21 protein-coding genes are annotated in these 21884 nt (G+C 44.7%); 15 read left to right on the forward strand and 6 right to left on the reverse strand.

The features are described from left to right. Positions 1-42: 42 nt before the first annotated feature. Entirely contained in the window at positions 43-1752 is a 1710-nt protein-coding gene (locus ACKI5J_RS01070) for a M3 family oligoendopeptidase (protein ID WP_407425620.1), read from the forward strand. Positions 1753-1796: 44 nt separating this feature from the next. On the opposite strand, the gene ACKI5J_RS01075 is transcribed toward ACKI5J_RS01070, so the two are convergent. Next, the gene (locus ACKI5J_RS01075) at positions 1797-2651 is read right to left on the reverse strand and encodes a universal stress protein (protein WP_407425622.1); all 855 of its coding nucleotides are present in this window, start codon (positions 2649-2651) and stop codon (positions 1797-1799) included. A gap of 253 nt (positions 2652-2904) precedes the next feature. On the opposite strand from ACKI5J_RS01075, the gene ACKI5J_RS01080 reads away from it, so the two are divergent. Together ACKI5J_RS01080 and ACKI5J_RS01085 are read left to right on the forward strand one after the other, a co-directional pair. Further along, the gene (locus ACKI5J_RS01080; protein WP_407425624.1) at positions 2905-3567 is read left to right on the forward strand and encodes an LPXTG cell wall anchor domain-containing protein; all 663 of its coding nucleotides are present in this window, start codon (positions 2905-2907) and stop codon (positions 3565-3567) included. A 58-nt stretch (positions 3568-3625) separates the two neighbouring features. After that, positions 3626-5353 (forward strand): APC family permease, encoded by a 1728-nt coding sequence (locus ACKI5J_RS01085; RefSeq protein ID WP_407425626.1) that lies wholly within the window; start codon positions 3626-3628, stop codon positions 5351-5353. Positions 5354-5421: 68 nt separating this feature from the next. Here ACKI5J_RS01085 and ACKI5J_RS01090 read toward each other — a convergent pair whose 3' ends face one another. Beyond that, the gene (locus ACKI5J_RS01090) at positions 5422-7362 is read right to left on the reverse strand and encodes a KUP/HAK/KT family potassium transporter (RefSeq protein ID WP_407425628.1); all 1941 of its coding nucleotides are present in this window, start codon (positions 7360-7362) and stop codon (positions 5422-5424) included. Between the two features lie 180 nt (positions 7363-7542). Here ACKI5J_RS01090 and ACKI5J_RS01095 point away from each other — a divergent pair, with 180 nt between their 5' ends. The 6 genes from ACKI5J_RS01095 to ACKI5J_RS01120 all read left to right on the forward strand — a co-directional run bounded on the left by ACKI5J_RS01095 (position 7543) and on the right by ACKI5J_RS01120 (position 12894). Next, positions 7543-8064 (forward strand): T9SS type A sorting domain-containing protein, encoded by a 522-nt coding sequence (locus ACKI5J_RS01095; protein ID WP_407425630.1) that lies wholly within the window; start codon positions 7543-7545, stop codon positions 8062-8064. 133 nt (positions 8065-8197) lie between these two features. Continuing rightward, positions 8198-8809 (forward strand): fumarylacetoacetate hydrolase family protein, encoded by a 612-nt coding sequence (locus ACKI5J_RS01100; RefSeq protein ID WP_407425632.1) that lies wholly within the window; start codon positions 8198-8200, stop codon positions 8807-8809. A 73-nt stretch (positions 8810-8882) separates the two neighbouring features. Further along, the gene (locus ACKI5J_RS01105; RefSeq protein ID WP_407425634.1) at positions 8883-10517 is read left to right on the forward strand and encodes a M23 family metallopeptidase; all 1635 of its coding nucleotides are present in this window, start codon (positions 8883-8885) and stop codon (positions 10515-10517) included. Positions 10518-10524: 7 nt separating this feature from the next. After that, positions 10525-10992, forward strand: coding sequence for a thioredoxin-dependent thiol peroxidase (bcp, locus tag ACKI5J_RS01110; RefSeq protein WP_407425636.1), 468 nt, complete (start codon positions 10525-10527; stop codon positions 10990-10992). Between the two features lie 78 nt (positions 10993-11070). Then, complete coding sequence (locus ACKI5J_RS01115) at positions 11071-11916, forward strand: transketolase (protein ID WP_407425638.1); 846 nt, start codon at positions 11071-11073, stop codon at positions 11914-11916. 21 nt (positions 11917-11937) lie between these two features. Further along, the gene (locus ACKI5J_RS01120) at positions 11938-12894 is read left to right on the forward strand and encodes a transketolase family protein (protein WP_407425640.1); all 957 of its coding nucleotides are present in this window, start codon (positions 11938-11940) and stop codon (positions 12892-12894) included. A 108-nt stretch (positions 12895-13002) separates the two neighbouring features. Here ACKI5J_RS01120 and ispG read toward each other — a convergent pair whose 3' ends face one another. Then, complete coding sequence (ispG, locus tag ACKI5J_RS01125; RefSeq protein WP_407425642.1) at positions 13003-15003, reverse strand: (E)-4-hydroxy-3-methylbut-2-enyl-diphosphate synthase; 2001 nt, start codon at positions 15001-15003, stop codon at positions 13003-13005. Positions 15004-15152: 149 nt separating this feature from the next. Between ispG and ACKI5J_RS01130 the strand changes: the two genes are divergently transcribed. The 4 genes from ACKI5J_RS01130 (at position 15153) to ACKI5J_RS01145 (ending at position 18081) form a co-directional block, all read left to right on the forward strand. Further along, complete coding sequence (locus tag ACKI5J_RS01130) at positions 15153-15569, forward strand: MerC domain-containing protein (RefSeq protein WP_407425644.1); 417 nt, start codon at positions 15153-15155, stop codon at positions 15567-15569. A gap of 79 nt (positions 15570-15648) precedes the next feature. After that, positions 15649-16278: an ABC transporter ATP-binding protein gene (locus tag ACKI5J_RS01135; protein ID WP_407425646.1), complete on the forward strand. Its 630-nt coding sequence runs from the start codon at positions 15649-15651 to the stop codon at positions 16276-16278. Then, positions 16275-17561: an ABC transporter permease gene (locus ACKI5J_RS01140; protein ID WP_407425648.1), complete on the forward strand. Its 1287-nt coding sequence runs from the start codon at positions 16275-16277 to the stop codon at positions 17559-17561. The genes ACKI5J_RS01135 and ACKI5J_RS01140 overlap by 4 nt, the downstream gene beginning before the upstream one ends. Positions 17562-17649: 88 nt before the next feature. Beyond that, complete coding sequence (locus ACKI5J_RS01145; protein ID WP_407425650.1) at positions 17650-18081, forward strand: Fur family transcriptional regulator; 432 nt, start codon at positions 17650-17652, stop codon at positions 18079-18081. On the opposite strand, the gene ACKI5J_RS01150 is transcribed toward ACKI5J_RS01145, so the two are convergent. Genes ACKI5J_RS01150 through ACKI5J_RS01160 form a run of 3 tightly spaced genes read right to left on the reverse strand, consistent with a single transcriptional unit; the run spans position 18073 to position 20116 of the window. Then, positions 18073-18681, reverse strand: a complete 609-nt coding sequence (locus ACKI5J_RS01150) for an RDD family protein (RefSeq protein ID WP_407425652.1) — start codon at positions 18679-18681, stop codon at positions 18073-18075. The genes ACKI5J_RS01145 and ACKI5J_RS01150 overlap by 9 nt on opposite strands. A gap of 1 nt (position 18682) precedes the next feature. Beyond that, positions 18683-19615: a LiaI-LiaF-like domain-containing protein gene (locus tag ACKI5J_RS01155; protein ID WP_407425654.1), complete on the reverse strand. Its 933-nt coding sequence runs from the start codon at positions 19613-19615 to the stop codon at positions 18683-18685. A 6-nt stretch (positions 19616-19621) separates the two neighbouring features. Then, a complete protein-coding gene (locus tag ACKI5J_RS01160; protein ID WP_407425656.1) occupies positions 19622-20116 on the reverse strand; it encodes a PspC domain-containing protein in 495 nt (164 codons plus the stop codon). Between the two features lie 235 nt (positions 20117-20351). Between ACKI5J_RS01160 and ACKI5J_RS01165 the strand changes: the two genes are divergently transcribed. Beyond that, positions 20352-21083 (forward strand): MlaE family ABC transporter permease, encoded by a 732-nt coding sequence (locus ACKI5J_RS01165; protein WP_407425658.1) that lies wholly within the window; start codon positions 20352-20354, stop codon positions 21081-21083. Continuing rightward, positions 21080-21832: an ABC transporter ATP-binding protein gene (locus tag ACKI5J_RS01170; RefSeq protein WP_407425660.1), complete on the forward strand. Its 753-nt coding sequence runs from the start codon at positions 21080-21082 to the stop codon at positions 21830-21832. Before ACKI5J_RS01165 ends, ACKI5J_RS01170 begins: the two co-directional genes overlap by 4 nt. Positions 21833-21884: the final 52 nt, after the last annotated feature.

Raw genomic sequence — 21884 nt, forward strand, 5'->3', positions numbered from 1 at the left:
TATTTTCCGTTAACTTCGTGTTTTTAAGCAAACCGACAAAACATGATAATCGAGAAAAAACCAAGGGCTTATGTCCCTGAAGATCTTGAAATAAACTGGCAGAATCTGGAACCCCTTTTTACTGAGCTAAAAGAACGCCCCATCCATTCGGTAACTGAGCTGGAGGCATGGATGAAGGACAGGAGTGAATTGGAGGCTGTGGTGGAAGAGAATTTCGCGTGGCGCTACATCCGCATGACCTGCGACACTCTGGATGAAAAACTGCTTCAGGACTTTCAGTATTTCGCTACAGAAATTGAACCCAGAATTGCCCCGATATCCAACGATTTGAACAAGAAGCTTGTAGAGAGTCCCTACATTGATGAACTGGACCAGGATAAATACATGATTTATCTGCGCAGCGTTAGGAATGCGCTGGAAATATTCAAAGAGGAAAACATCCCTTTATTCACCCAGATACAGGTTACCGCCCAGAAATATCAGTCTATCACAGGTGCCATGAGTGTTACGCTGAATGGCAAGGAGTATACGCTTGAACAGGCGTCTGTCTTCTTGAAAGATCCCGACAGGGCGTTGCGGCAGGCAGCATGGGAAACCATAACGGAACGAAGATTGCAGGACAGCGAGCAGCTGGACGAGCTTTTTAACGAACTGCTGAAGCTTCGTCACCAGGTGGCACTAAATGCCGGATTCGAAAACTTCAGGGATTATATGTTCCGTTCGCTCGGTCGTTTTGACTATACTCCGCACGAATGTTACAAGTTCCATGAAGCGATTGAAAAGGAAATCGTTCCGATATTAAGGGAGCAGTCGCAGGAAAGGCTAAAGGCACTGGGGGTTGAGACCCTTCGGCCCTGGGATATGGACGTTGATATTTCGGGAAAACCTGCGCTAAAGCCCTTCGAGGGAGGTGCGGATCTGATTGATAAGTCCATCGAATGCTTTAACTCCATCGATACCTATATTGGGGAACGTCTGAGTATCATGAAGGCGAATAATCTTTTTGATGTAGAGAGCCGCAAAGGTAAAGCCCCGGGTGGCTATAACTACCCACTCGCGGAAACGGGCGCGCCATTTATTTTTATGAATTCAGCGAATACGTTCCGCGACCTTACCACTATGATTCATGAGGGCGGACATGCCGTCCATACATTTATTTCCGCTGACCTGGAGCTGAACGATTTCAAGCACCTTCCATCGGAGGTGGCAGAGCTGGCTTCGATGAGTATGGAGTTGATTTCCATGGACAAATGGGATATTTTCTTTAGCCATGCAGAAGACCTGAAGCGAGCCAGGAGAGATCAGCTGAAAGACGTTTTAAAAACACTTCCGTGGGTAGCAGTCGTAGACCAGTTTCAGCATTGGATTTATACGAATCCGGATCACACCAGTGAACAGCGACGTGAAGCATGGAAACAGATATTTACACCGTTCGGCTTGAATTTTGCCAATTGGGATGGCTATGAAGAAGCGCTGGAGAACCTTTGGCAGAAGCAGCTTCATATCTTCGAAGTTCCTTTTTATTATATCGAATACGGATTCGCACAACTGGGAGCGATTGCCGTCTGGAAAAACTACAAAGAAGATCCGGAGAAGGGTCTGAACGCATACAAAGAGGCTCTTAAGTTGGGCTACACCCGTTCGATCAAAGATATCTATCAAACGGCGGGGATCGAGTTCAATTTCAGTGCGGAATACGTTCATGAACTCGCAACGTTTCTTAAAGCAGAACTTGAACTTTTAAACGACTAATTAACAGAAGAGCTGACGGCTGTATCGGGCCGTCAGCTCTTCTGTTAATCTTCTTTTCTGCAGGGAATGGCCAAGAGCGGAATTTTCGTATGATAGCTCATCCGGCGGGTATGACTCGGAGTGAAAATTCGCTTAAGCAGGCTGCGCTGATAAGTGATCATGATCAAAATATCGACATCATTCTGCACGATATGGTTCGCGAGGGTTTCTTCAAACTTTTTTCCGGTAATATGAGTGGCAAGCAGTTCGGGCTGGTTATATTCTTGCTTAAGAAATTCCTCATAAGCATTTATTCCGTAAGAAGTTTTAAGCAGAGTCGCTGCGTCATCACTATCTTCTTCTGAAAACACGACGGTTTCGACTTTTGCCTGTAGTTGGCCTGCCAGCTGAAATACGGTATTAAGGACGTTAGGATCTTTTTCGAAGTTGTTTGTAGCCAGCAGAATTTTCTCAGGTTTTTTCCACTTATATTCTTCGGGAATAGCGAGAACAGGCACTTTGCTGTGCCCGATTACGCTTGCCGTCTGACTTCCAATCAACAGTTCTTTTATACCGCTCGCTCCTGACGTTCCCATGATGATGAGATCAGATTTGAGCTTTGCAGCTTCAGCTATAATGGTTTCCTGGACCTCCCCGGTTACCAGATGAGTCATGGCTACCACATGATCGGCCAGACCAAGCCTTACCTGAAGTTTCTCCAGCTTCTTGCGGGCGTCGGCCATAAGAGACAGGTTGAATTCTCTATTCAATCCTACGTAATCGGTATACAGACTACCGGTACCTTCCTGCACATTGAGCAGATCCAGCTGAGTAGGGATATAATGAGATAGCTGGGCGGCGAAGTTGACAGCTTTGATTGAACATTCAGAGAAGTCAACGGGAATCAAAATCTTAATCATAACTTATAATTTTAGGTTAGCGGCTCGGATTAACTCTAAGCAATCCCTGCAAATCCCTCGGAAATGAGTGATCAGACCCTCTTTTAGTAAACATAGTATAAATTAACACAACTAAAAATGATACGGGTCATAATCAATCAATTATGACATTGAAAGCCACTTAAACAAGAAAATGTGACCTCATGTGAGGTGTGATTGGGAAAACTTTTTTAATAAAACGATGGTTAATATTTTTTTACTCAAATTAAATTCAATGAAAAAGCTAATCATCATCTATCTTCTGATATTTACAGCTGTCCCCATATTTGCACAAAAGTGGAAGCCAACTAAACTGGACGACTCTGTTCAGGTGTCGTTGCCTGAAGGATTTACGAAAAAGGATACGCTGGGTCAGACGCTTTTTAATGCGGACACTCCTTTCGGCCAAATTCTGATAACAAAACAACCGGACGATCCGACAACGACGCCCAACATTGAAAAAGTAGACCAACTGAAGAAGTATTACGACAATTTCGTAAATCAAATTCAAAGTTCTTCGGCAGGTAATGTTTCCGACGCCCGGGACACGCTCATAGGCAAACTGAGAGTCAAAGACCTCAAATTAGTAACTGATACCGGCACTGGCAAGCAGTATAGAAATATCAGGGTTCTTCATGTGAACTCCGCGACGTATACTTTCCAGTTTTTATACAAAGACATTCATGAGTCGTACGCCCGTGAGGAGAGCGAAACGTTCTATAATTCGATTAAGATACCACCTGAAGCGACGGTTGCCGCACAATTTACAGAACCTCAGAATACCACCGGAAAAAAGCCTGCCGGCTCGACGAATTACGTGCTTATTGGCGTAATCGCTGGTGTTATTTTGCTGATCGTGATTATTATTTTGCTTCGAAAGCGGAAGAAGCATGAATAAGCGTCTTTAGCGTGAAATATTTTTTATTTTTGGCGCCGATACGAAAAAAGCACGCTACATGTCTAAAAGTTTTTTCAGAAAAAAATCGGTTGCACGCATTCTCTCAGATATTGATGGTGGGCAAGGAGATGAGGGTCATTCCGGGGGAGCCGCTTCCGGCTTAAACAGGGTTCTGGGTGTGCGCGACCTCACATTCATGGGCATCGCAGCGGTTATCGGCGCAGGAATATTTTCGACGATCGGAGAAGCTGCGTTTCACGGAGGTCCGGGGGTATCGTTCTTATTCATCATTACGGCTGTAACCTGCGGTTTCTCTGCACTATGCTATGCCGAATTTGCTTCGAGGATACCGGTTTCGGGGAGCGCCTATACCTACGCTTACGCATCTTTCGGAGAACTGGTAGCCTGGATAATCGGCTGGGACCTTCTTATGGAATATGCGATCGGTAATATCGCCGTCGCAATTTCCTGGAGCAAGTACTTTACCAATCTATTAGAGGGTTTCGGCATCCACGTTCCTGCTTATCTCACCATGGATTACCTTTCGGCATGGCGCGCAAGCGAAGCACTCGATAAATTACAGGCATCCGGAAACATGGCAGGCATCACTGATGTGATGCAGCATCAGGCCCTGGCCTGGAATACAGCACCTCAGCTAGGAAGCGTGCGTCTGATCGCCGACTTCCCTGCCCTACTGATCGTGTTTATCATTACCTGGCTGGTTTATATCGGTATTAAGGAAACGAAAAGAGCGACTAACGTGATGGTGATGCTTAAGATCGGGGTTGTAATTGCCGTTATCGTGCTTGGCTGTTTTTATATCACTCCGGAAAACTGGAGTCCGTTTTTACCCAACGGCTTTTCAGGGGTGATGAAAGGTGTTTCGGGGGTATTTTTCGCTTATATCGGTTTTGACGCGATCTCCACGACTGCGGAAGAATGTAAGAACCCGCAGCGCGATCTTCCAAGGGGAATGTTCTATTCACTGATCATCTGCACTATCCTATACATTCTTATCGCGCTGGTTCTTACGGGGATGGTGTCTTATAAAGATCTTCAGGTAGGCGATCCGCTCGCATTCGTTTTTGCCAAGGTCGGCCTGACTCAGATCAGTTACATCATTTCGGTGAGTGCGGTTATTGCTACAGCAAGTGTATTGCTGATCTTCCAAATGGGACAGCCCAGAATCTGGATGAGCATGAGTCGGGACGGCTTGCTTCCTAAGCGTTTTTCTAAAATTCACCCTAAATATAATACACCGGGATTCGCCACTATCGTTACCGGGATCGTGGTTGCGGTACCTGCATTATTTATGAACCTGACTGAAGTAACTGACCTGACGAGCATAGGCACTTTATTTGCCTTTGTACTGGTGTGTGCCGGAGTGTTGATCATGGAAGACGATATTGAAAAAAGACCCGGTAAGTTCAAGATCCCATATATCAACTCGCGTTACGTTGTTCCGGGGCTTCTGATTGCCGTGTTGGTTGTGTTTCACGAAGCGATATTTGAACTGTTCCGTTATACAGGCGACTGGCATACATATAAAGACAATATCCCATATTTTCTGTTCTTTATGCTGGCCATCGTTATTTCAGTGTTTTCCTTCCTGAAACGGCTCTCCCTGATTCCTGTGCTGGGGCTTCTGAGTTGCTTTTATCTGATGACCGAGCTCGGCTGGGTGAATTGGCTGAGATTTCTGATATGGCTTGGCGTTGGCCTGATCATCTATTTCTCTTATAGCTATAAGAATAGTAAGCTGAACAAAGAGACGGAAACAAATTAACTGCAAAAGCCGGTTTATTCGCCCTGGTGAGGATCAATAAACCGGCTTTTGCAGTCGTTTCGATGCTTTTATTCTACCCGGGTCAGATGCAGGGTATCTGTTTTAGTCACAATAAGCGGAACCTGCTCCACCGTTACAAAGCTTAAGTCCAGACCGAAGCCTTTCTCCTCTGATAAACCCAGACGCTTTAGTACGAAATAGTATGCCATGGTCAACCGCTCGAGGAGGTTCAGTCGATTTGAACGTGAAAGGACCTTCTCGAGTACTACAAAACGGAAATCTCCTACAATATGGTGTTTGTTGAGGGATGGATACTTACTTGTGATATCAATCTCTCCGTTTCTTACTAATTCCTCCACGACCAGTCTGAACAATACGTTAATTCGCTGTTCGACTCTGAAGCCGAGACGGAAGTCAATGCGGATCAACTTTTCGGGAATAAGGAAATCGACTTTGTATTCAAGTGTATAAGGTTCATCCGTCACGTCGACATGTACCAGCCAATAAACGTCCGCCCGCTTAGGCTGTTTTTGCAGGATGGAATACATGATTTTGGCCTCTATTTCTGATTTAAAGTTTGCACTGGTGAGATACACGAGTTGAGAGGAATATTTGGGCACGCTTGAATCTTCGCTCAGATCACTGATGATTTGATAGTAATCTTCGATCTCCACAAACTTGACATAACGGTTCTTGATGCGGCGGGCAGCCGACCATGACCACATGACCGAGAAGATAACGAGCGAAAGTAAAATCGTGAACCATCCTCCGTGGAAAAATTTCGCCATGTTACCGACGAGAAAAACAAGCTCAAGAAGGCCGTAAATCAGGGCGAACAGCACAATAAAGTAGCCGGGAAACCGCTTTCTCATGAGGTACACGCACATGAGTATGGTCGTCATGATGAAGGTGATAGTAATCGCCAATCCGTATGCACCTTCCATGGCTGCTGACTTCTTAAAAAGCAGAATCACCACGATACAACCAGCCCATAAAATCCAGTTCATGGATGGCACGTATAGCTGTCCTTTTTGTATGGAGGGGTAATTTATTTTAACTTTTGGCCAGAGATTGAGTCTGACGGCCTCAGAGATCAGTGTGAACGAGCCTGTGATCATAGCCTGACTGGCAATGACGGCCGCGAGGGTGGCTATCCCGATACCGTATGGGATGAACCATTCAGGCATGATCAGATAGAAGGGGTTATTGCCATCTCCGAGCGTTGCTCCCTGATGTTGCCACAACCATGCTCCTTGTCCGAAGTAGTTCAACAGCAGGCAGCTTTTAACGAAGATCCAGCTGATGCGAATATTTGAGCGACCGCAGTGACCGAGGTCAGAGTAAAGGGCTTCCGCACCTGTTGTGCACAGGAACACGGCGCCGATAATCAACAGCGCGCTTGGATTGTCGTACAGGATATGCCATGCGTAGTACGGGTTTACGGCCTTCAGAATAAAGGGCGAATCGAACACGTAAACTCCCCCAAGAATCGCCATAGAGGCAAACCATACGAACATAATGGGCCCGAATGCCTTGCCCAGATGTGAGGTACCGAACTGCTGAATAACAAAAAGAAATGTAATGATCACCATTACAATCGGAACGGTAGGGAGGTCTTTCGAATAGATCTGTAATCCTTCAATCGCTGAGGAGATGGTAATTGGCGGCGTGATCATCCCATCGGCAAGAAGTGAAGCGCCTCCGATCATCGCCGGGAACACCAGCCATCGAGCCCTGCGTTTCACCAGGGAATAGAGTGAAAAGATTCCTCCTTCACCCTTGTTATCAGCCCTCAAGGTGATGATCACATATTTGATCGTAGTTTGAAGCGTGAGCGTCCAGAAGATGCAGGACAGGCCTCCGAGGATTAAGTCGGTGCTAATGATGCGATCTCCGATAATCGCTTTGAAAACATAGAGAGGAGAGGTCCCGATGTCACCGTAGATGATTCCTAAACTGATAAGTAATCCGGCGGCGGAAAGTTTGTGTAGATCCTTATGATTTGCCACTTAAATGATTTAAAGACGGATGCAAAAGTACAAATGATATTGATTTAAACAATGTTGATTTATATTGGTTTATTTTATAATTCCAAACTGAAAATCAGGCTTTTGTTAAATAGTGTTAAAAAGTATTTTGTACTCCTTGCATTATATTTAAATTATTAGTTTTGTTTAAGGATATATCGTATGAAAAAAATCTACCAAGTCTCTATACTTTTTTACTTTATGTTACTCGGGGCCAACGCCTTCGCGTCGCATAAACTCTATATAAGCAGAACGGATCTGCCTGACTCGGTTAAACGTGCTCAGCAGAAAAACTCTACCAAAATAACTGACACGCGCCCAAACAGGCCTTCAAAGGGCGATGTGAAGGTTAATATCACTCCTTTTAAACCGCTTGGGCGGGCAGCAGCCGCGTCATCTTCTAAACCTTCAGCCGACTTTAAAATTCTGAACAATGTCAAGGTATATCCTAATCCTGCTGAAGATCAGATTACTATTTCTTATTCCCTAACGAAGGAAACGAATGTGACTATTAAAATAATGGACGTTCTCGGAAACGAGATCGCCACTTTACTGTCTCAGAGACTTCCGTCGGGTGACCAAAACAACAACTTCAATATTGCGTCGAGATTGAACAGCGGTTATTATTTCATTCGACTGATTGCGGGCAACGAAACTATTATCAAGAGGATTTCTATTCTCTGATTGTGATACCCTAGCGCCTCTCTCTTCTATAATTTTCTTAATTTCGGCTCATTGATCACGATGAGCTATCGTTTTGCAGGGTAGTTTTCAGAATAGCATCCATGATAGCTTCATTTTAAAAAACAATCGATTAATGAAAATTATTGCTGTAGGAAGAAATTACGCGGAACACGCAAAAGAACTTAACAATCCTGTCCCGGGCGTTCCTGTAATCTTCATGAAGCCGGAAACGGCCGTATTGAAAGACAATAAGCCTTTTTATCATCCCGAGTTTTCAAATGACATTCACTACGAACTGGAGATTGTGCTGAAGATCTGCAAGGAGGGCAAGTACATCAGCGAGAAATTTGCCGCGAACTATTATGACGAGATCGGGCTCGGCGTGGACTTCACAGCCCGGGACATCCAGTCGGCCCATAAAGAAAAAGGACTCCCCTGGGAGCTCGCAAAAGCTTTCGATAATTCCGCACCAATCAGCCGGTTCTTTCCTAAAAGCTCCTTTGCTGATCTTTACAACTTAAGCTTCCATTTAAATCTCAACGAAAAAACAGTTCAGAATGGCAACACAAAAGACCTCCTGTTTTCGTTTGAAAGGCTGATAGCGTTTATATCACAGTATATATCGCTAAAGAAGGGCGACCTCATCTTCACCGGAACTCCTAAGGGGGTCGGCAAGATAAACGTGGGCGACCGCCTGACCGGGTATTTGGAAAACGAAAAGCTTATTGATTTTGAGATTAAGTAATACGCGCATAAGGAAAATAACATTTGGGTTTATCTTCATAACACTGTCGGTGCAGAGCAGGGCACAAAGCCCTATGACTCTGTATCCGAAAACTGACTTCAGGATGCCACTTGACATCCCTCCTTCCCTTTCCGGCTCTTTCGGAGAGATTAGACCCGGTCACTTTCATTCTGGTTCCGACTTTCGCACAAACCAGCGGGAAGGATATCCGGTTTACGCCGTCTCTGATGGTTATGTATCAAGGCTGCGTGTTCAGATAGGCGGATTCGGTAATGCTGTCTATCTGAATCATCCAAACGGCTATACGACGGTATATGCGCATCTGCAGCGGTTCAATGCGCAGATCGAAAGGACGCTTCTGGCATATCAGCATCGGACGAAATCTTATGGAGTAGACATTCCTATGCTTCCGATCGAGATACCGGTGAAGAAAGGTGATATCATTGCTTGGTCTGGCAACACGGGCGGCTCGGCGGGCCCCCATCTACACTTTGAGGTGCGTGACAGCAAGACTGAGGAGACGGTTAATCCGGAGCTCTTTGGCATACATGTCCCTGATAACATCAGGCCGACGATCGCCGGTCTTTATATGTACCGGTTGAATGGAAAACCTTTTGATGAAAACACGGTAAGACAGTATTTTGCGCTGGTGAAGAGCGGCAGCCGATATACATTGAATAAGATGCCAATTATTAATTTTAGCGGCGACGTGGGTTTCGGCATAAACACCTATGATGTGCAGGCAGCGGGTAACAAAAACGGCATCTACTCTATCGAGCTTCAGATGGACGGACAGACGATATATCATGCTGAAATGGAAAGGTTCTCATTTGCAAACAGCAGGGCTGTAAACTCGCATATGGACTACCCGTTCCGAATGAAATCAGGCACTGTGGTTACCAAGAGTTTTGTGGAGCCGGGTAATCCGCTTAAGATCTACAAGACATTGGTGAACAACGGCCTGGTCAGTCTCACCGATGATCAGATACACGACATGAAGTACATCGTAAAAGATGTTTCGGGGAACACCAGCACGCTTGATTTTCGCATCCGATACAATCCTAAGTCTGTTATTAAAGGCGATGAACCGAAGTATGTGCAGTTGTTCAATTACAACAAAGAGAACACGTATTCTACAGCTAATATGAAGATTAAGATACCGAAAGGAGCATTGTATAATGACCTCTATTTCAGGTATTCAGAGGGAGATAAATCTGGCTATTCAGCTGTTCACAGGGTGCATACATCCTTAATTCCCTTGCATAGCAACTACGAACTTTCGATTAGGGCAGATTCCACTCTGCCTGCCCATCTTCACAAATATGCCGTAATTGTTGATGCGAGAGGTGCCTACCAGGGCGGGACATATGAGAACGGCTTCGTTAAGGCGAATCCCCGCGTTTTCGGCAATTTCCGTATCACAGTGGACACTGTAGCTCCTGCCATCACCTCACTCAATCTTAAAGATGGTATGTCTGTTGCAGGTTTATCTAAGTTAAATTTTAAGATTTCGGATAACTTGTCAGGAATCCGTAGCTTTAACGCAACGATCGACGGTCAATGGGTATTGATGGAATACGACCCCAAGAGGGCACTTACTTGGCATACGCTGGATAAGGCATTACCCAAGGGAAAACATCATTTCCAGTATGTGGTTATCGATATGAAAGGTAACTCAAAAACGTTTAACGCAACGTTCTATAAATAGAAACACTATGGCAGAATTGAAAGAGGGCGACGCAGCTCCACAGTTTACAGCAAACGATCAGCACGGGAATTCGGTTTCATTAAGTGATTTTGAAGGCAAGACCGTGATCTTATATTTTTATCCAAAAGATGATACACCTGGCTGTACAGCTGAGGCCTGTAATTTCAGGGATAACTACCACCGCCTGCAACAAGAGGGATATGTGGTTCTTGGTATCAGCACTGATGATGAGAAGTCGCATAAAAAGTTTTCGTCAAAATACGAATTACCATTTACTTTGCTTGCAGATGAAGATAAACATATCGTTGAGGCGTATGGCGTATGGGTGGAGAAGAACATGTATGGCAAGAAATCTATGGGAACAGCAAGGAAGACATTTGTTATAGCTCCCGACCAGACTATCAGCAAGATTATCAACAAAGTAGACACTGCTGACTCAACACAGCAAGTTCTGGATTTATTAAAAGAGGGTTAACATTTAATCCTCTTTTTTGACGATCTGATACATGATATCTGGGCTGTAATTCATATTTTAGGCGCTTTCAAAATAGATATGAAAGCAGATATTGAAAAACTAACCGGCATAGCTACTCAGGTCCGTCGGGATATTGTTAGAATGGTACATCAGTGCCAGTCAGGCCACCCTGGCGGTTCATTGGGTTGTACGGATTACTTTGTTGCTCTTTATTTCCATGTATTGAAGCATAATCCTGACTTTAACATGGATGGTAAGGGAGAAGATCTTTTCTTCTTATCAAACGGACATATTTCACCAGTATGGTATAGTGTTCTTGCCCGTTCGGGTTACTTCGACCCAAAGGAGCTGGCTACATTCCGTAAAATAAATTCACGGGTGCAGGGCCATCCTGCAACGCATGAGCATCTTCCAGGCATTCGCGTAGCTTCAGGCTCTCTCGGACAAGGTCTTTCTGTCGCTATCGGCGCAGCTCTGGCGAAAAAGCTTAACAATGATGACAGACTGGTTTATTCATTGCATGGTGATGGCGAGCTTCAGGAAGGTCAGATCTGGGAAGCGGCATTGTTTGCCCCTCATAACAAGGTTGACAATCTGATTTCGGCTATTGATGTTAACGGACAGCAGATTGACGGTCCGACTGAGAAGGTCCTGTCTCTTGGCAACCTACGTGCTAAATGGGAAGCGTTCGGCTGGGATGTCCTGGAAACAAACGGTAATGATCTTGCTGAGTTGATCCCTACACTTGAGCTGGCGAAAAGCAGAGCTTTCAAAGGCAAACCAATTATGATCCTGATGCATACCAATATGGGTCATGGTGTTGATTTCATGATGGGGTCTCATAAATGGCATGGCGTTGCCCCTAATGACGAGCAACTTGCTCTGGCACTTGCGCAACTTGGAGATTCTACCAACGACTACTAGTCATATATTAGAGAAACTGAAATGAAGAAATATACTTTTACAGATAAAAAAGATACGCGTTCTGGTTTTGGTGCCGGACTATTAGCAGCTGGTAAGAAAAACCCTAATGTTGTTGCCTTATGTGCTGACCTTGTAGGATCTTTGAAAATGGAAGCTTTCATTAAGGAATTCCCCGAAAGATTTGTTCAGGTGGGTATTTCGGAAGCCAACATGATGGGCATGGCTGCAGGCCTTACTATTGGTGGAAAGATTCCCTTTACCGGTACATTCGCAAACTTTTCGACAGGCCGCGTTTACGATCAGATCCGCCAGTCTATTGCTTATTCGGATAAAAACGTTAAAATATGTGCGTCCCACGCAGGCTTAACCCTGGGTGAAGACGGTGCTACTCACCAGATTCTGGAAGACATCGGTATGATGAAAATGCTGCCGGGCATGACTGTGATCAACCCTTGTGACTATAACCAGACCAAAGCCGCTACGGAAGCAATTGCTGAGTACGAAGGTCCCGTATACCTCAGGTTCGGCCGTCCGGTTATCCCTGTATTTACTGATCCTGATCAAAAATTTGAGATTGGTAAGGCATGGATGGTGAATGAAGGAAAGGATGTGAGCATTTTTGCTACGGGTCATTTGGTCTGGGAAGCGATCCTTGCGGGTGAGAAACTGGCTGAGCTTGGCATTGATGCTGAGATTGTCAATATTCATACCATTAAACCACTTGACGCAGAAGCGGTTCTTAAGTCGGTGGAGAAAACAGGATGTGTGGTAACAGCTGAGGAACATAACCGCCTGGGCGGCTTGGGTGACAGCATTGCTCAGCTTCTCGCACAGAACAATCCTACGCCTCAGGAATACGTTGCTGTTAACGATTCTTTCGGCGAGAGTGGTAAACCTGCTGAGCTGATGGCAAAATACGGACTGGATGCAGATGCTATTGTAGCGGCTGTTCAAAAAGTTATTGCCAGGAAGAAATAGTTAGCCGTCGTTAGCTTTATACAAAAACAAGAAAAGCTGCCGGAATACCCGGCAGCTTTTCTTGTTTTTGGCTTACTGACTGGCAGCTACCCGACCGGCCTGTCCGACTTACTCTGGTTGGTCTATCCAGACGCCGTCTTCTTTGATAATCTCGATCAGTTCGTCTAATGCGTTTTCTTTGTTTACACTTTTCTTAACCACCTCTTTTCCTCTGTATAAGGTGATCTTGCCAGGCCCCATGCCTACATATCCGTAGTCGGCATCGGCCATCTCCCCTGGCCCGTTGACTATGCAGCCCATGATACCAATCTTCACTCCTTTCAGATGACTTGTCCTGCTTCTGATCATCTGGGTCGTTTCCTGAAGGTCGAATAGCGTACGGCCGCAGCTGGGACAGGAGATGTATTCGGTTTTTGAGATCCTCGAACGGGTAGCCTGGAGAATGCCGAAAGCGGTACTGACGATCACTTTGGGTGATACCTGATCTGATTCAAGCCATATACCGTCGCCGAAGCCGTCGATTAAAAGTGCTCCGGTATCTGTAGAAGCGTATAGTTGAAAGTCAGACTCCAGTGCATCGGTCGTTTCATTCGCGCTGAAAGAAGCAAGATATGAACGCTTGATGATAACCGGGGGTCTGATATCCAGATTTTCTGTTCCGAAGAAGAATTGCCGTTGGTCTGCCATGCCGTGTTCCTGATTTGTAGTCAGTACAAATACAAGCGTATTATCACCAGAAATCAGTTTGATTACTTCCGGACGGTCGACTAAATCGCTATAGCTGATGTAAACCAGGTTTAGTGCTGCATCTCGTTCTGATGCACTTTGATATTCGTCCAGAGTATAGAGGGGGTGACAATTCTTTTTCTGAGCAAGCGTTAGCCAGGTAGCATAATTATAAAGTTGTTTCAGATTTCCAGGCATCGTAAATGAGGGAAGTCTGTCAGCCAGATAAACGAAATCCACTGACTGTTCAGCCATATTGTACTTGTCGAGCAAAGGTGAATACAAATAGCCCGCAGCATGCAAGATCTGGGGATCCATCAGGCTCCCCCTGGAAAGGTCAACAACAACGCGGGGTACCTGGTGTCCGCCAATAAATGTATTAAGTTCATTTGAGTTGCGCTTATTGAATTCATAAGGGCTGAAACCGATCGGCACAATCGGAACGGGTAGTGCTGAAGAACCTTGAATGGTGCGTTTTTTATATCTGTTTGCCAGTGCAATAGCTACTGGAGCTTCCAGTTCGGGATCTTCAGTTAGTGAAACGCGGATAGTATCTCCCAGCCCATCCTCAAGTAAGGTGCCTATGCCAACGGATGACTTGATCCGGCCGTCTTCCCCATCTCCCGCTTCCGTTACTCCCAGGTGCAGGGGATAGTTCATCCCTTCTTTTGTCATTGTTTCGACTAAAAGCCGGTACGCCTGTACCATTACCTGCGGATTGCTCGCTTTCATGGATATGACGAGATTGTAGTAGTTAAGGCTCTCACACATGCGCATGAACTCCATAGCAGATTCTACCATCCCCCTGGGGGTGTCACCGTAGTAACTCATGATACGATCAGACAGCGAACCGTGGTTTGTGCCGATGCGCATGGCAGTACCGTATTCTTTGCAGACCTTTACGAGAGGTGAAAACTTTTTATAAATCCGGTCCAGCTCTTCCTGATATTGAGAGGCCGTATATTCGAGCTGGTCAAAACGCTTTTTGTCGGCATAATTTCCAGGATTTATCCTCACCTTTTCCACGATCCGGGCGGCAGCCTCCGCTGCGTTAGGGGTGAAGTGGATATCAGCGACCAAAGGAACATTGTAGCCCCGCCTGCGAAGTTCCTTCTTGATCTCTGCAAGGTTGTTCGCTTCCTTGATGCTTGGAGCTGTGATACGCACATACTCACAGCCGGCATTCACCATTCGAATTGTCTGTTCGACAGTGCCGAGCGTGTCCATCGTATCAGTGGTGGTCATACTTTGAATCCTGATCGGATTATCAGCCCCCATGGGTATGTCACCGATAAATACTTCCCGCGTAACAAATCTGGAGTATGAGGTTCGCGAATTGCAATAAAGGCCGTCGAGTAAAATCTTGGTGTCTGTAGAATTCATACTAGTAAAATCACACAAAAGTAGTGATTTATCTTCGTGTATATTGTGCAATTGCCACCAGGCGAGATACATTGACAGAAGAATGGTATGTGGCCCAATAATTACATGCAACTGAATTGCGTTATCGGATTTATTTTTACATTTGTGCGATGGAAACAGAACCGCTTACAAGCAAGTTAGATAAAATCGGTATTACAGCTTCGACTTTCTGTGCTATTCATTGTGCTGTGGTACCTTTTATTATTTCGGTATTGCCTCTTTGGGGTTTAGGTTTCCTGGCTGAGGAATGGATGGAGATCTTGATGATCGTTTTGTCGTTAACGATCGGGAGCTGGTCTTTAGGCCTCTCCTGGATAAAGCACAGAAGAACTACGGCGCTGCTGATATTCATATGTGGCTTCCTTTTTATAGCAGCAGGACATTGGTTCGGACATGGCTCTTCAGAACATCTTTTTCTTCCCGCCGGAGGGCTGACCATTGCTTTGGCACATTACGTCAACTGGAAACAAAGCCTGGTACTCTTAAAGAGTTCTAAGATGAAAACGGCGAGCGAAATTATCAAATAACCACATAAAATTGAGCATTTGTTGCTATATTGACAATATCTAAGGTAATTATCTGTACCAGACGCAAATCGGCATATAAATGATCATCGCTCAATCCCTTTCACATCACTATTCGGAAGACCATACTTTATCGTTCAAAGACTGGCAAATTGCAGAAGCTGAACAGTGGTTGCTGCTTGGCGACTCAGGAAGTGGGAAAACAACGCTGATCAACATCATCTCAGGCCTCCTCAAGCCAGCGAGCGGAAAGGTCATCATTAAGGATACAGATATCTATCAACTTAATGGCCGAGACAGGGATCATTTTCGCGGCCAGCATATCGGAATCATCTTTCAGAAGCCTCATATCATCAAGAGCCTGACGGTAATGGAGAACTTGTTCATCGCCCAAAGTTTCGCCTTACTGAAAGAAGACGAATTGAGGGTCAAAGAAGTGCTTGAATCATTAGGCATAGCACACAAGAAAAACGCATATCCCAATGAGCTTAGCTATGGGCAGCTGCAACGTGTTTCTATTGCCAGGGCAGTGATTAACAAACCAACCTTACTTATTGCAGATGAACCTACGTCCAGTCTGGATGACAGGAATGCAGAGGTGGTAATCAATTTGTTAGCTGAACAATCGCGAATCAACAGTTCCACTCTGATAGTTTCTACACATGATCAGAGAGTGAAAAACAGTTTCGAAAAAAAGTACATATTATCATGAGTCCTTTAAAGATTAGCTATAAAAGCCTGGCATCCAATCCACTTACGTCTATACTTAATATTGTACTGATCGCATTTGGAACAGGGATCCTCACGATTTTGCTCCTCGCCTCCACGCAGATCAGTAATAAACTGGAACGGAATTCCAAAGATATTGACCTGGTAGTGGGAGCCAAAGGAAGTCCGCTACAGCTAATTCTTAGCAGCATCTTTTATATTGATTTCCCTACAGGTAACATACCACTGAAAGACGCCAACGCTCTTTCCAAGCACCCAATGGTTAAAAGAGCTGTACCACTGGCGCTTGGAGACAGTTATCAGGGCTTCCGGATCGTAGGGACGGACACGAGCTTCATTAATCTTTATAGTCTGCAACTGGAAAAGGGCAAGTTCTGGAATGGCAATTTTGATGTGACCGTCGGTTCGGAAGTCGCCAAGACACTTAATCTGAAGCCGGGAGATATTTTTCATGGGGCGCACGGGCTTACATCAGGTGGCGATACGCATACCGATCATGCTTATGTGGTAGCGGGGATTCTGAAGCCACAAAATAATGTATCTGACAATCTTATCCTGACAGATATTCCTAGTATTTGGGACATGCATGCTTCAGGTGAAGCAAATGACGAGGCAAAGGCACCTGTTGAGGTAGAAGAGGGAGAAATGCACCACCACCATCCTGACGAGACTGAACACGAGCACGGGACTATGCATGATCGCTTTAATGAAGAGGATGCTGAAGGCAAGGAGATAACCTCGCTGCTTATTCAGTACCACTCTCCTATGGCTGTGGTAATGTTTCCACGTTTGGTAAACCAGTCTACCAATATGCAGGCCGCCTCTCCCGCACTGGAGACAGCCCGACTCTTTTCACTTATCGGTGTGGGGGTAGATACGCTACAATGGTTTGCCGTCCTGATCATGCTGATTGCTGCCATCAGCGTGTTTGTAAGTTTGTTTAATTCACTTAAGGAAAGAAAGTATGACATTGCAGTCATGCGTGTAATGGGTGCCTCCAGATCTAAGATATTCATTATCGTGATTCTTGAGGGAGTGCTCTTAAGTTTTGTTGGTGCTTTAATCGGCATCGCGATTGGACACGGTGTACTCCATCTGATAGGTAACTTACAGGAATCAGGACAGGCGCGGCTTAGCGGGCTTATCTTTAGTACAAAGGAACTCTATATTCTGGCTGCCGGGTTACTTATCGGAATAATCGCTTCAATCCTGCCGGCTATTCAGGCTTACCGATCTGATATCGCTTCAATTTTATCTAAAGGTTGATACCGATAAACGCCAGCTGGAACAGGATGCAGCGTCTTGAAGGGATACTTGGAATATATTTGGTAGTTTTGCGTTTAGAAAAAGCCAAATGATGCGGGGAAAATTTGACCAATTACTTGAGAAACATAATTTAAAGAAGACAGCGCCACGATTCAGCGTACTGGAAGTCCTGTCGAACAGGGATGTAGCCACTTCACAACCTAACCTGGAAGAAATTTTAGGCAAGGAAGTTGACCGCGTTACCCTCTATAGGATACTTAAAACTTTCGAGGAAAAAGGAATTATTCATAAAATTATAGACACGAACGGAACGGCCAATTATGCAGTATGTCATTCGTCGTGTACCGAACATCAGCATCGGGATGAGCACCTGCACTTCAACTGTACGGTTTGCAATAATGTCTATTGCCTGAATGATGTGCACATTCCAAGTGTCATCTTACCTAACGGTTTTGAGGCTTCCACGATAAACCTAATAGCAAGCGGAGTATGTCCTAACTGCAAAGCAAAATCAGAGTAAGCGGTCTTTCACCACAAGTGTCCGTGCCAGCCGGTCATGCCAGCACTGCTGCCTCTTATCGAAAAATCCAGCTAAATACCCTATACCGAGGCTCAAAGTAGACAACAGTTTAAATATGTTACGGGCAAAGCTCTGGCCAAGTGTCATCTTTTCAGCATCTTCCCGGATTACTTTGATTCCGAGGAGCGATTTCCCGAACGTGCCTTTTCGCTTCGACGCTTCCATAAAAACGTTCATCACGAATTTAGCTACAGGGATGACCGGCAGAAAACTAAGAGTTATAGCAACTTTCAGATACTGCGTGTCGATAAACGAAACGACAACGAGGACAATGACAAGGTAGAAAGTAAGAATAATACCATAATCGATCAACGCTGCCAGCAAACGTATATCAGGAGATGCGAAATACTGCGCTTCCGCTTTGGTGAGCTTAAATCCGAACAGGTCGCATAGTTCTGATATCTCATGTGCCTCCTTATAGTCACTCATCCCCTTTTTCTTAACAAAAGTACCTTCTGTGATATTCATGCTTTTCATCTCTTTGATGCTGAAAGGACCCTGAGGCTTGCCCTGAATAACCACTATATAAGCATCTTCCATGCTAATATCTTTCGACCTTAAATTTAGACAATCCGCCTTCCATGTTAATAATGATCTTCTGTTGTGCAGAAGCGAAATTCGGTGTCTGAAAGGAATTATCGGAAAGCTTAGTGAACCCTTTGAAGTCGAGTGAAGATAAGCCGGACTCTGTATTAATCTCACATCCGGCAGATTCAGGGATAGAAATGGTGATTGTTGAGACACCCGATTCTACATCTACTACTGTTGTTTTGTGAAGGCTCCCCAGTTTGACATCAAATTTCGCTACCCCTCCCTCCAACTTCATTTTGCGTATTTTGTATTTCGTCAGGTCAAAGCTTGTTTTACCCGCTCCAGTCTCCAGATTGATATCCCAGACCGGTTCAGGATTCAGGGTTATAACAACCTGATTAGATACAGATTTTTTCATATCCCATTTAGCCTCCCCAGTCATTTTGAAATCCACTGTCTCCGTACTATCGGTAGAAAATTTGAAGACTGAGTAATTGCCGATGTGCTTTTGTACATGAGCATTGAACAGTTCTGAAGCGGTATCGCGCAAAATAAAATTTGTTGCACCACCCTCAATATTCAGAATCGCATTACGTGTACCGGCAATATAGGGTTCGCTGAAGATAGTGGTTTTTGCTGCATCTCCACGTCCCCTGGCGGTCCTGTCATCAGTGCTCCAATCCCCTAAATCGGCTTCAGTAGTATTAACACCTTTGTAACCAATAAAACCGAGAACCACGACGGTAATCAACACAGTAACCACCCCTCCGGCTGCCGATCCAGAATTAGAGAAGAGCATATTTATTCCGATGAGAATTAGAATAACAGGCCAAAATCTCCATATAACAGACCACTCGAAGTTGATAACATTGAAGTTTTGCAGAAGAAGAATACCGCCAAAGAAGAGTAATACGATACCCCAAATAATTCGTTCCGTTTTCATACTTAATTAAACTAAAGGCTGACCACTTGACTGATCGCTTGATTCATGTACTTTGCTCTTGACCTTGCTCCTTCGCCCGGGCTTCAGAAGAAAGACAAGTCCCAAAACTATTAAAATTACCGGCCATAGTTTACTAATATCAAACCAGTCGGGCACATAGCCAAATTCTTCAAATAAAAAATACAGCCCAAGTGCTACGAAGAAAGCCCCCAGTACAGGCATAGATTTAGAATTGCGTTTTTTTCTGGGCATTGAGCCTGTCATCTCTACGGGCGCTTGCTCATCAACTCGGTAATCTGTATTGAATGTAGCGATGTACGGCTTTGCGGGAACTACTATCCACAATATCAAGTATACCAATACTCCTGAAAAACCCATTATAACCATCAGAAGGAAGATCAGCCTTACCCAGATAACATCAATATCGAAGTACTCTGCCAGACCAGCGGCCACTCCGGCTAATATTTTATTGCTTTCATCGCGCTGCAACTTCTTATCCATACTCGTAATCCTTTAAGTTTGCTATAAACATTACTTATTAGACCAGGAACTCAAAAGTTTGTTACAGCGCGCAGGATAATTGTGGAACCTGACCGTTGCCAGGCCATCAAACAATTATTTTAAAACATCAATTGAAAGTAGATGTTGTAGCATAAGCTGAAAATGCATCTATACAACGTTGCAAATTGATTACATTAGCTACCATATTTGGACAAAACAAATACACTAACAATATATGTTCACAGACTTCGGAAGGTACATCCTTCTCCTTAAAGCAGTATTTAAACGCCCAGAACAATGGAAGATCTACTGGAAAAACATAGCTCATGAGATGGTCTACATTGGAGTTAACTCCATCTATCTGATTGGAATCATCTCTATTTTTGTTGGTGCTGTTATGACCCTGCAAATTGCCTTTCAGCTCCAAAGTGACCTGATACCGAAAACAATTATTGGTTCGGTTAACAGGGACTCCGCCATTCTTGAGCTAAGTCCTACCATCAGCGCCCTGGTACTCGCTGGAAAAATCGGGTCCTCTATTTCTTCAGAAATAGGCACGATGAGGGTCACCGAACAGATCGATGCTCTTGAAATCATGGGCATAAACACGCCCGGATATCTTATTCTTCCGAAAATTATAGCGGGTGTATCCATGATTCCTCTACTCGTCATCATTTCTATCGCTTTAAACATAATTGGTGGTTATATAGGAGGCACATTCTCAGGCGCTATCACAGGTGCCGATTACTACAGAGGTATCACTGAAGGGTTCAATCCTTACACGATTGTCGTGTCTCTGACTAAAGCGTTTGTTTTCGGTTTCATTATCACCTCAGTGGCAGCATATCAGGGTTTTTATGTCAAAGGAAGCGCGCTGGAAGTGGGCCGGGCCAGTACAAGCACAGTTGTTATCAGCTGTATCTCTATTCTGTGTGCTGATTATGTTATTACTGATCTCTTATTATGATTGAAATAAAGGACATCCACAAGTCATTCGGTGAGAATTATGTACTTAAGGGAATCTCGGGCTTATTCAAAGACGGGAGGAATAACTTAATTATAGGAGGATCCGGCTCTGGAAAGACGACACTCCTAAAGTGCATGGTTGGCTTGCATGAGCCAGACGAAGGCTCAGTACTCTATGACGGGCGTGACTTCACCCGTCTTTCCAACCAGGAGCGTATAGAGATACGAAAAGAGATCGGCATGCTTTTTCAAAACTCGGCATTATTTGATTCGATGACCGTCGAAGACAATATTATGTTCCCTCTCAATATGTTTACTACTCAAAGCAAGGAAGAAAAAATCGAGAGGGCAAATTTCTGTCTCAGCAGGGTGAACCTTGAGGGCAAAAACAAACTATTTCCATCTGAGCTATCAGGAGGAATGAAAAAGCGTGTAGGTATTGCCCGCGCTATTTCTATGCAGCCAAAATATCTGTTTGTTGATGAGCCTAACTCAGGACTTGACCCACTGACGTCTATCGTGATCGATGAACTTATTAATGAATTAACGGAAGAATACAACATGACGACTGTGGTCGTTACTCATGATATGAATTCTGTGATGGGCATTGGTGAGAATATCCTTTTCCTTGCTGACGGACGTAAGGAATGGGAAGGTTCCAACAAAGAAATTGCCCATACCGACAATCCAAAGGTTAACGACTTCGTGTTCGCAAGTAAGTTCTCCCAGGCCGCAAAGGAAAAGCTGTAGCTCCGCAAGTCAATATTAGTTTACGTATGACGGCTATATTTAGTAATTTCGC

Source organism: Arcticibacter sp. (assembly GCF_045629565.1).
Classification (GTDB): domain Bacteria; phylum Bacteroidota; class Bacteroidia; order Sphingobacteriales; family Sphingobacteriaceae; genus Arcticibacter.

What these genes read in the sequence shown, in the direction of transcription:
- ACKI5J_RS01130 (WP_407425644.1), top strand. Translation starts at nt 15,153, where the DNA reads ATGGAAACAGAACCGCTTACAAGCAAGTTAGATAAAATCGGTATTACA.
- ACKI5J_RS01135 (WP_407425646.1), top strand. Translation starts at nt 15,649, where the DNA reads ATGATCATCGCTCAATCCCTTTCACATCACTATTCGGAAGACCATACT.
- ACKI5J_RS01120 (WP_407425640.1), top strand. Translation starts at nt 11,938, where the DNA reads ATGAAGAAATATACTTTTACAGATAAAAAAGATACGCGTTCTGGTTTT.
- ACKI5J_RS01070 (WP_407425620.1), top strand. Translation starts at nt 43, where the DNA reads ATGATAATCGAGAAAAAACCAAGGGCTTATGTCCCTGAAGATCTTGAA.
- ACKI5J_RS01170 (WP_407425660.1), top strand. Translation starts at nt 21,080, where the DNA reads ATGATTGAAATAAAGGACATCCACAAGTCATTCGGTGAGAATTATGTA.
- ACKI5J_RS01165 (WP_407425658.1), top strand. Translation starts at nt 20,352, where the DNA reads ATGTTCACAGACTTCGGAAGGTACATCCTTCTCCTTAAAGCAGTATTT.
- ACKI5J_RS01105 (WP_407425634.1), top strand. Translation starts at nt 8,883, where the DNA reads ATGACTCTGTATCCGAAAACTGACTTCAGGATGCCACTTGACATCCCT.
- ACKI5J_RS01095 (WP_407425630.1), top strand. Translation starts at nt 7,543, where the DNA reads ATGAAAAAAATCTACCAAGTCTCTATACTTTTTTACTTTATGTTACTC.
- ispG (WP_407425642.1), bottom strand. Translation starts at nt 15,003, where the DNA reads ATGAATTCTACAGACACCAAGATTTTACTCGACGGCCTTTATTGCAAT.
- ACKI5J_RS01080 (WP_407425624.1), top strand. Translation starts at nt 2,905, where the DNA reads ATGAAAAAGCTAATCATCATCTATCTTCTGATATTTACAGCTGTCCCC.
- ACKI5J_RS01155 (WP_407425654.1), bottom strand. Translation starts at nt 19,615, where the DNA reads ATGAAAACGGAACGAATTATTTGGGGTATCGTATTACTCTTCTTTGGC.
- ACKI5J_RS01085 (WP_407425626.1), top strand. Translation starts at nt 3,626, where the DNA reads ATGTCTAAAAGTTTTTTCAGAAAAAAATCGGTTGCACGCATTCTCTCA.
- ACKI5J_RS01100 (WP_407425632.1), top strand. Translation starts at nt 8,198, where the DNA reads ATGAAAATTATTGCTGTAGGAAGAAATTACGCGGAACACGCAAAAGAA.
- ACKI5J_RS01145 (WP_407425650.1), top strand. Translation starts at nt 17,650, where the DNA reads ATGATGCGGGGAAAATTTGACCAATTACTTGAGAAACATAATTTAAAG.
- ACKI5J_RS01150 (WP_407425652.1), bottom strand. Translation starts at nt 18,681, where the DNA reads ATGGAAGATGCTTATATAGTGGTTATTCAGGGCAAGCCTCAGGGTCCT.
- ACKI5J_RS01115 (WP_407425638.1), top strand. Translation starts at nt 11,071, where the DNA reads ATGAAAGCAGATATTGAAAAACTAACCGGCATAGCTACTCAGGTCCGT.
- ACKI5J_RS01075 (WP_407425622.1), bottom strand. Translation starts at nt 2,651, where the DNA reads ATGATTAAGATTTTGATTCCCGTTGACTTCTCTGAATGTTCAATCAAA.
- ACKI5J_RS01160 (WP_407425656.1), bottom strand. Translation starts at nt 20,116, where the DNA reads ATGGATAAGAAGTTGCAGCGCGATGAAAGCAATAAAATATTAGCCGGA.
- bcp (WP_407425636.1), top strand. Translation starts at nt 10,525, where the DNA reads ATGGCAGAATTGAAAGAGGGCGACGCAGCTCCACAGTTTACAGCAAAC.
- ACKI5J_RS01140 (WP_407425648.1), top strand. Translation starts at nt 16,275, where the DNA reads ATGAGTCCTTTAAAGATTAGCTATAAAAGCCTGGCATCCAATCCACTT.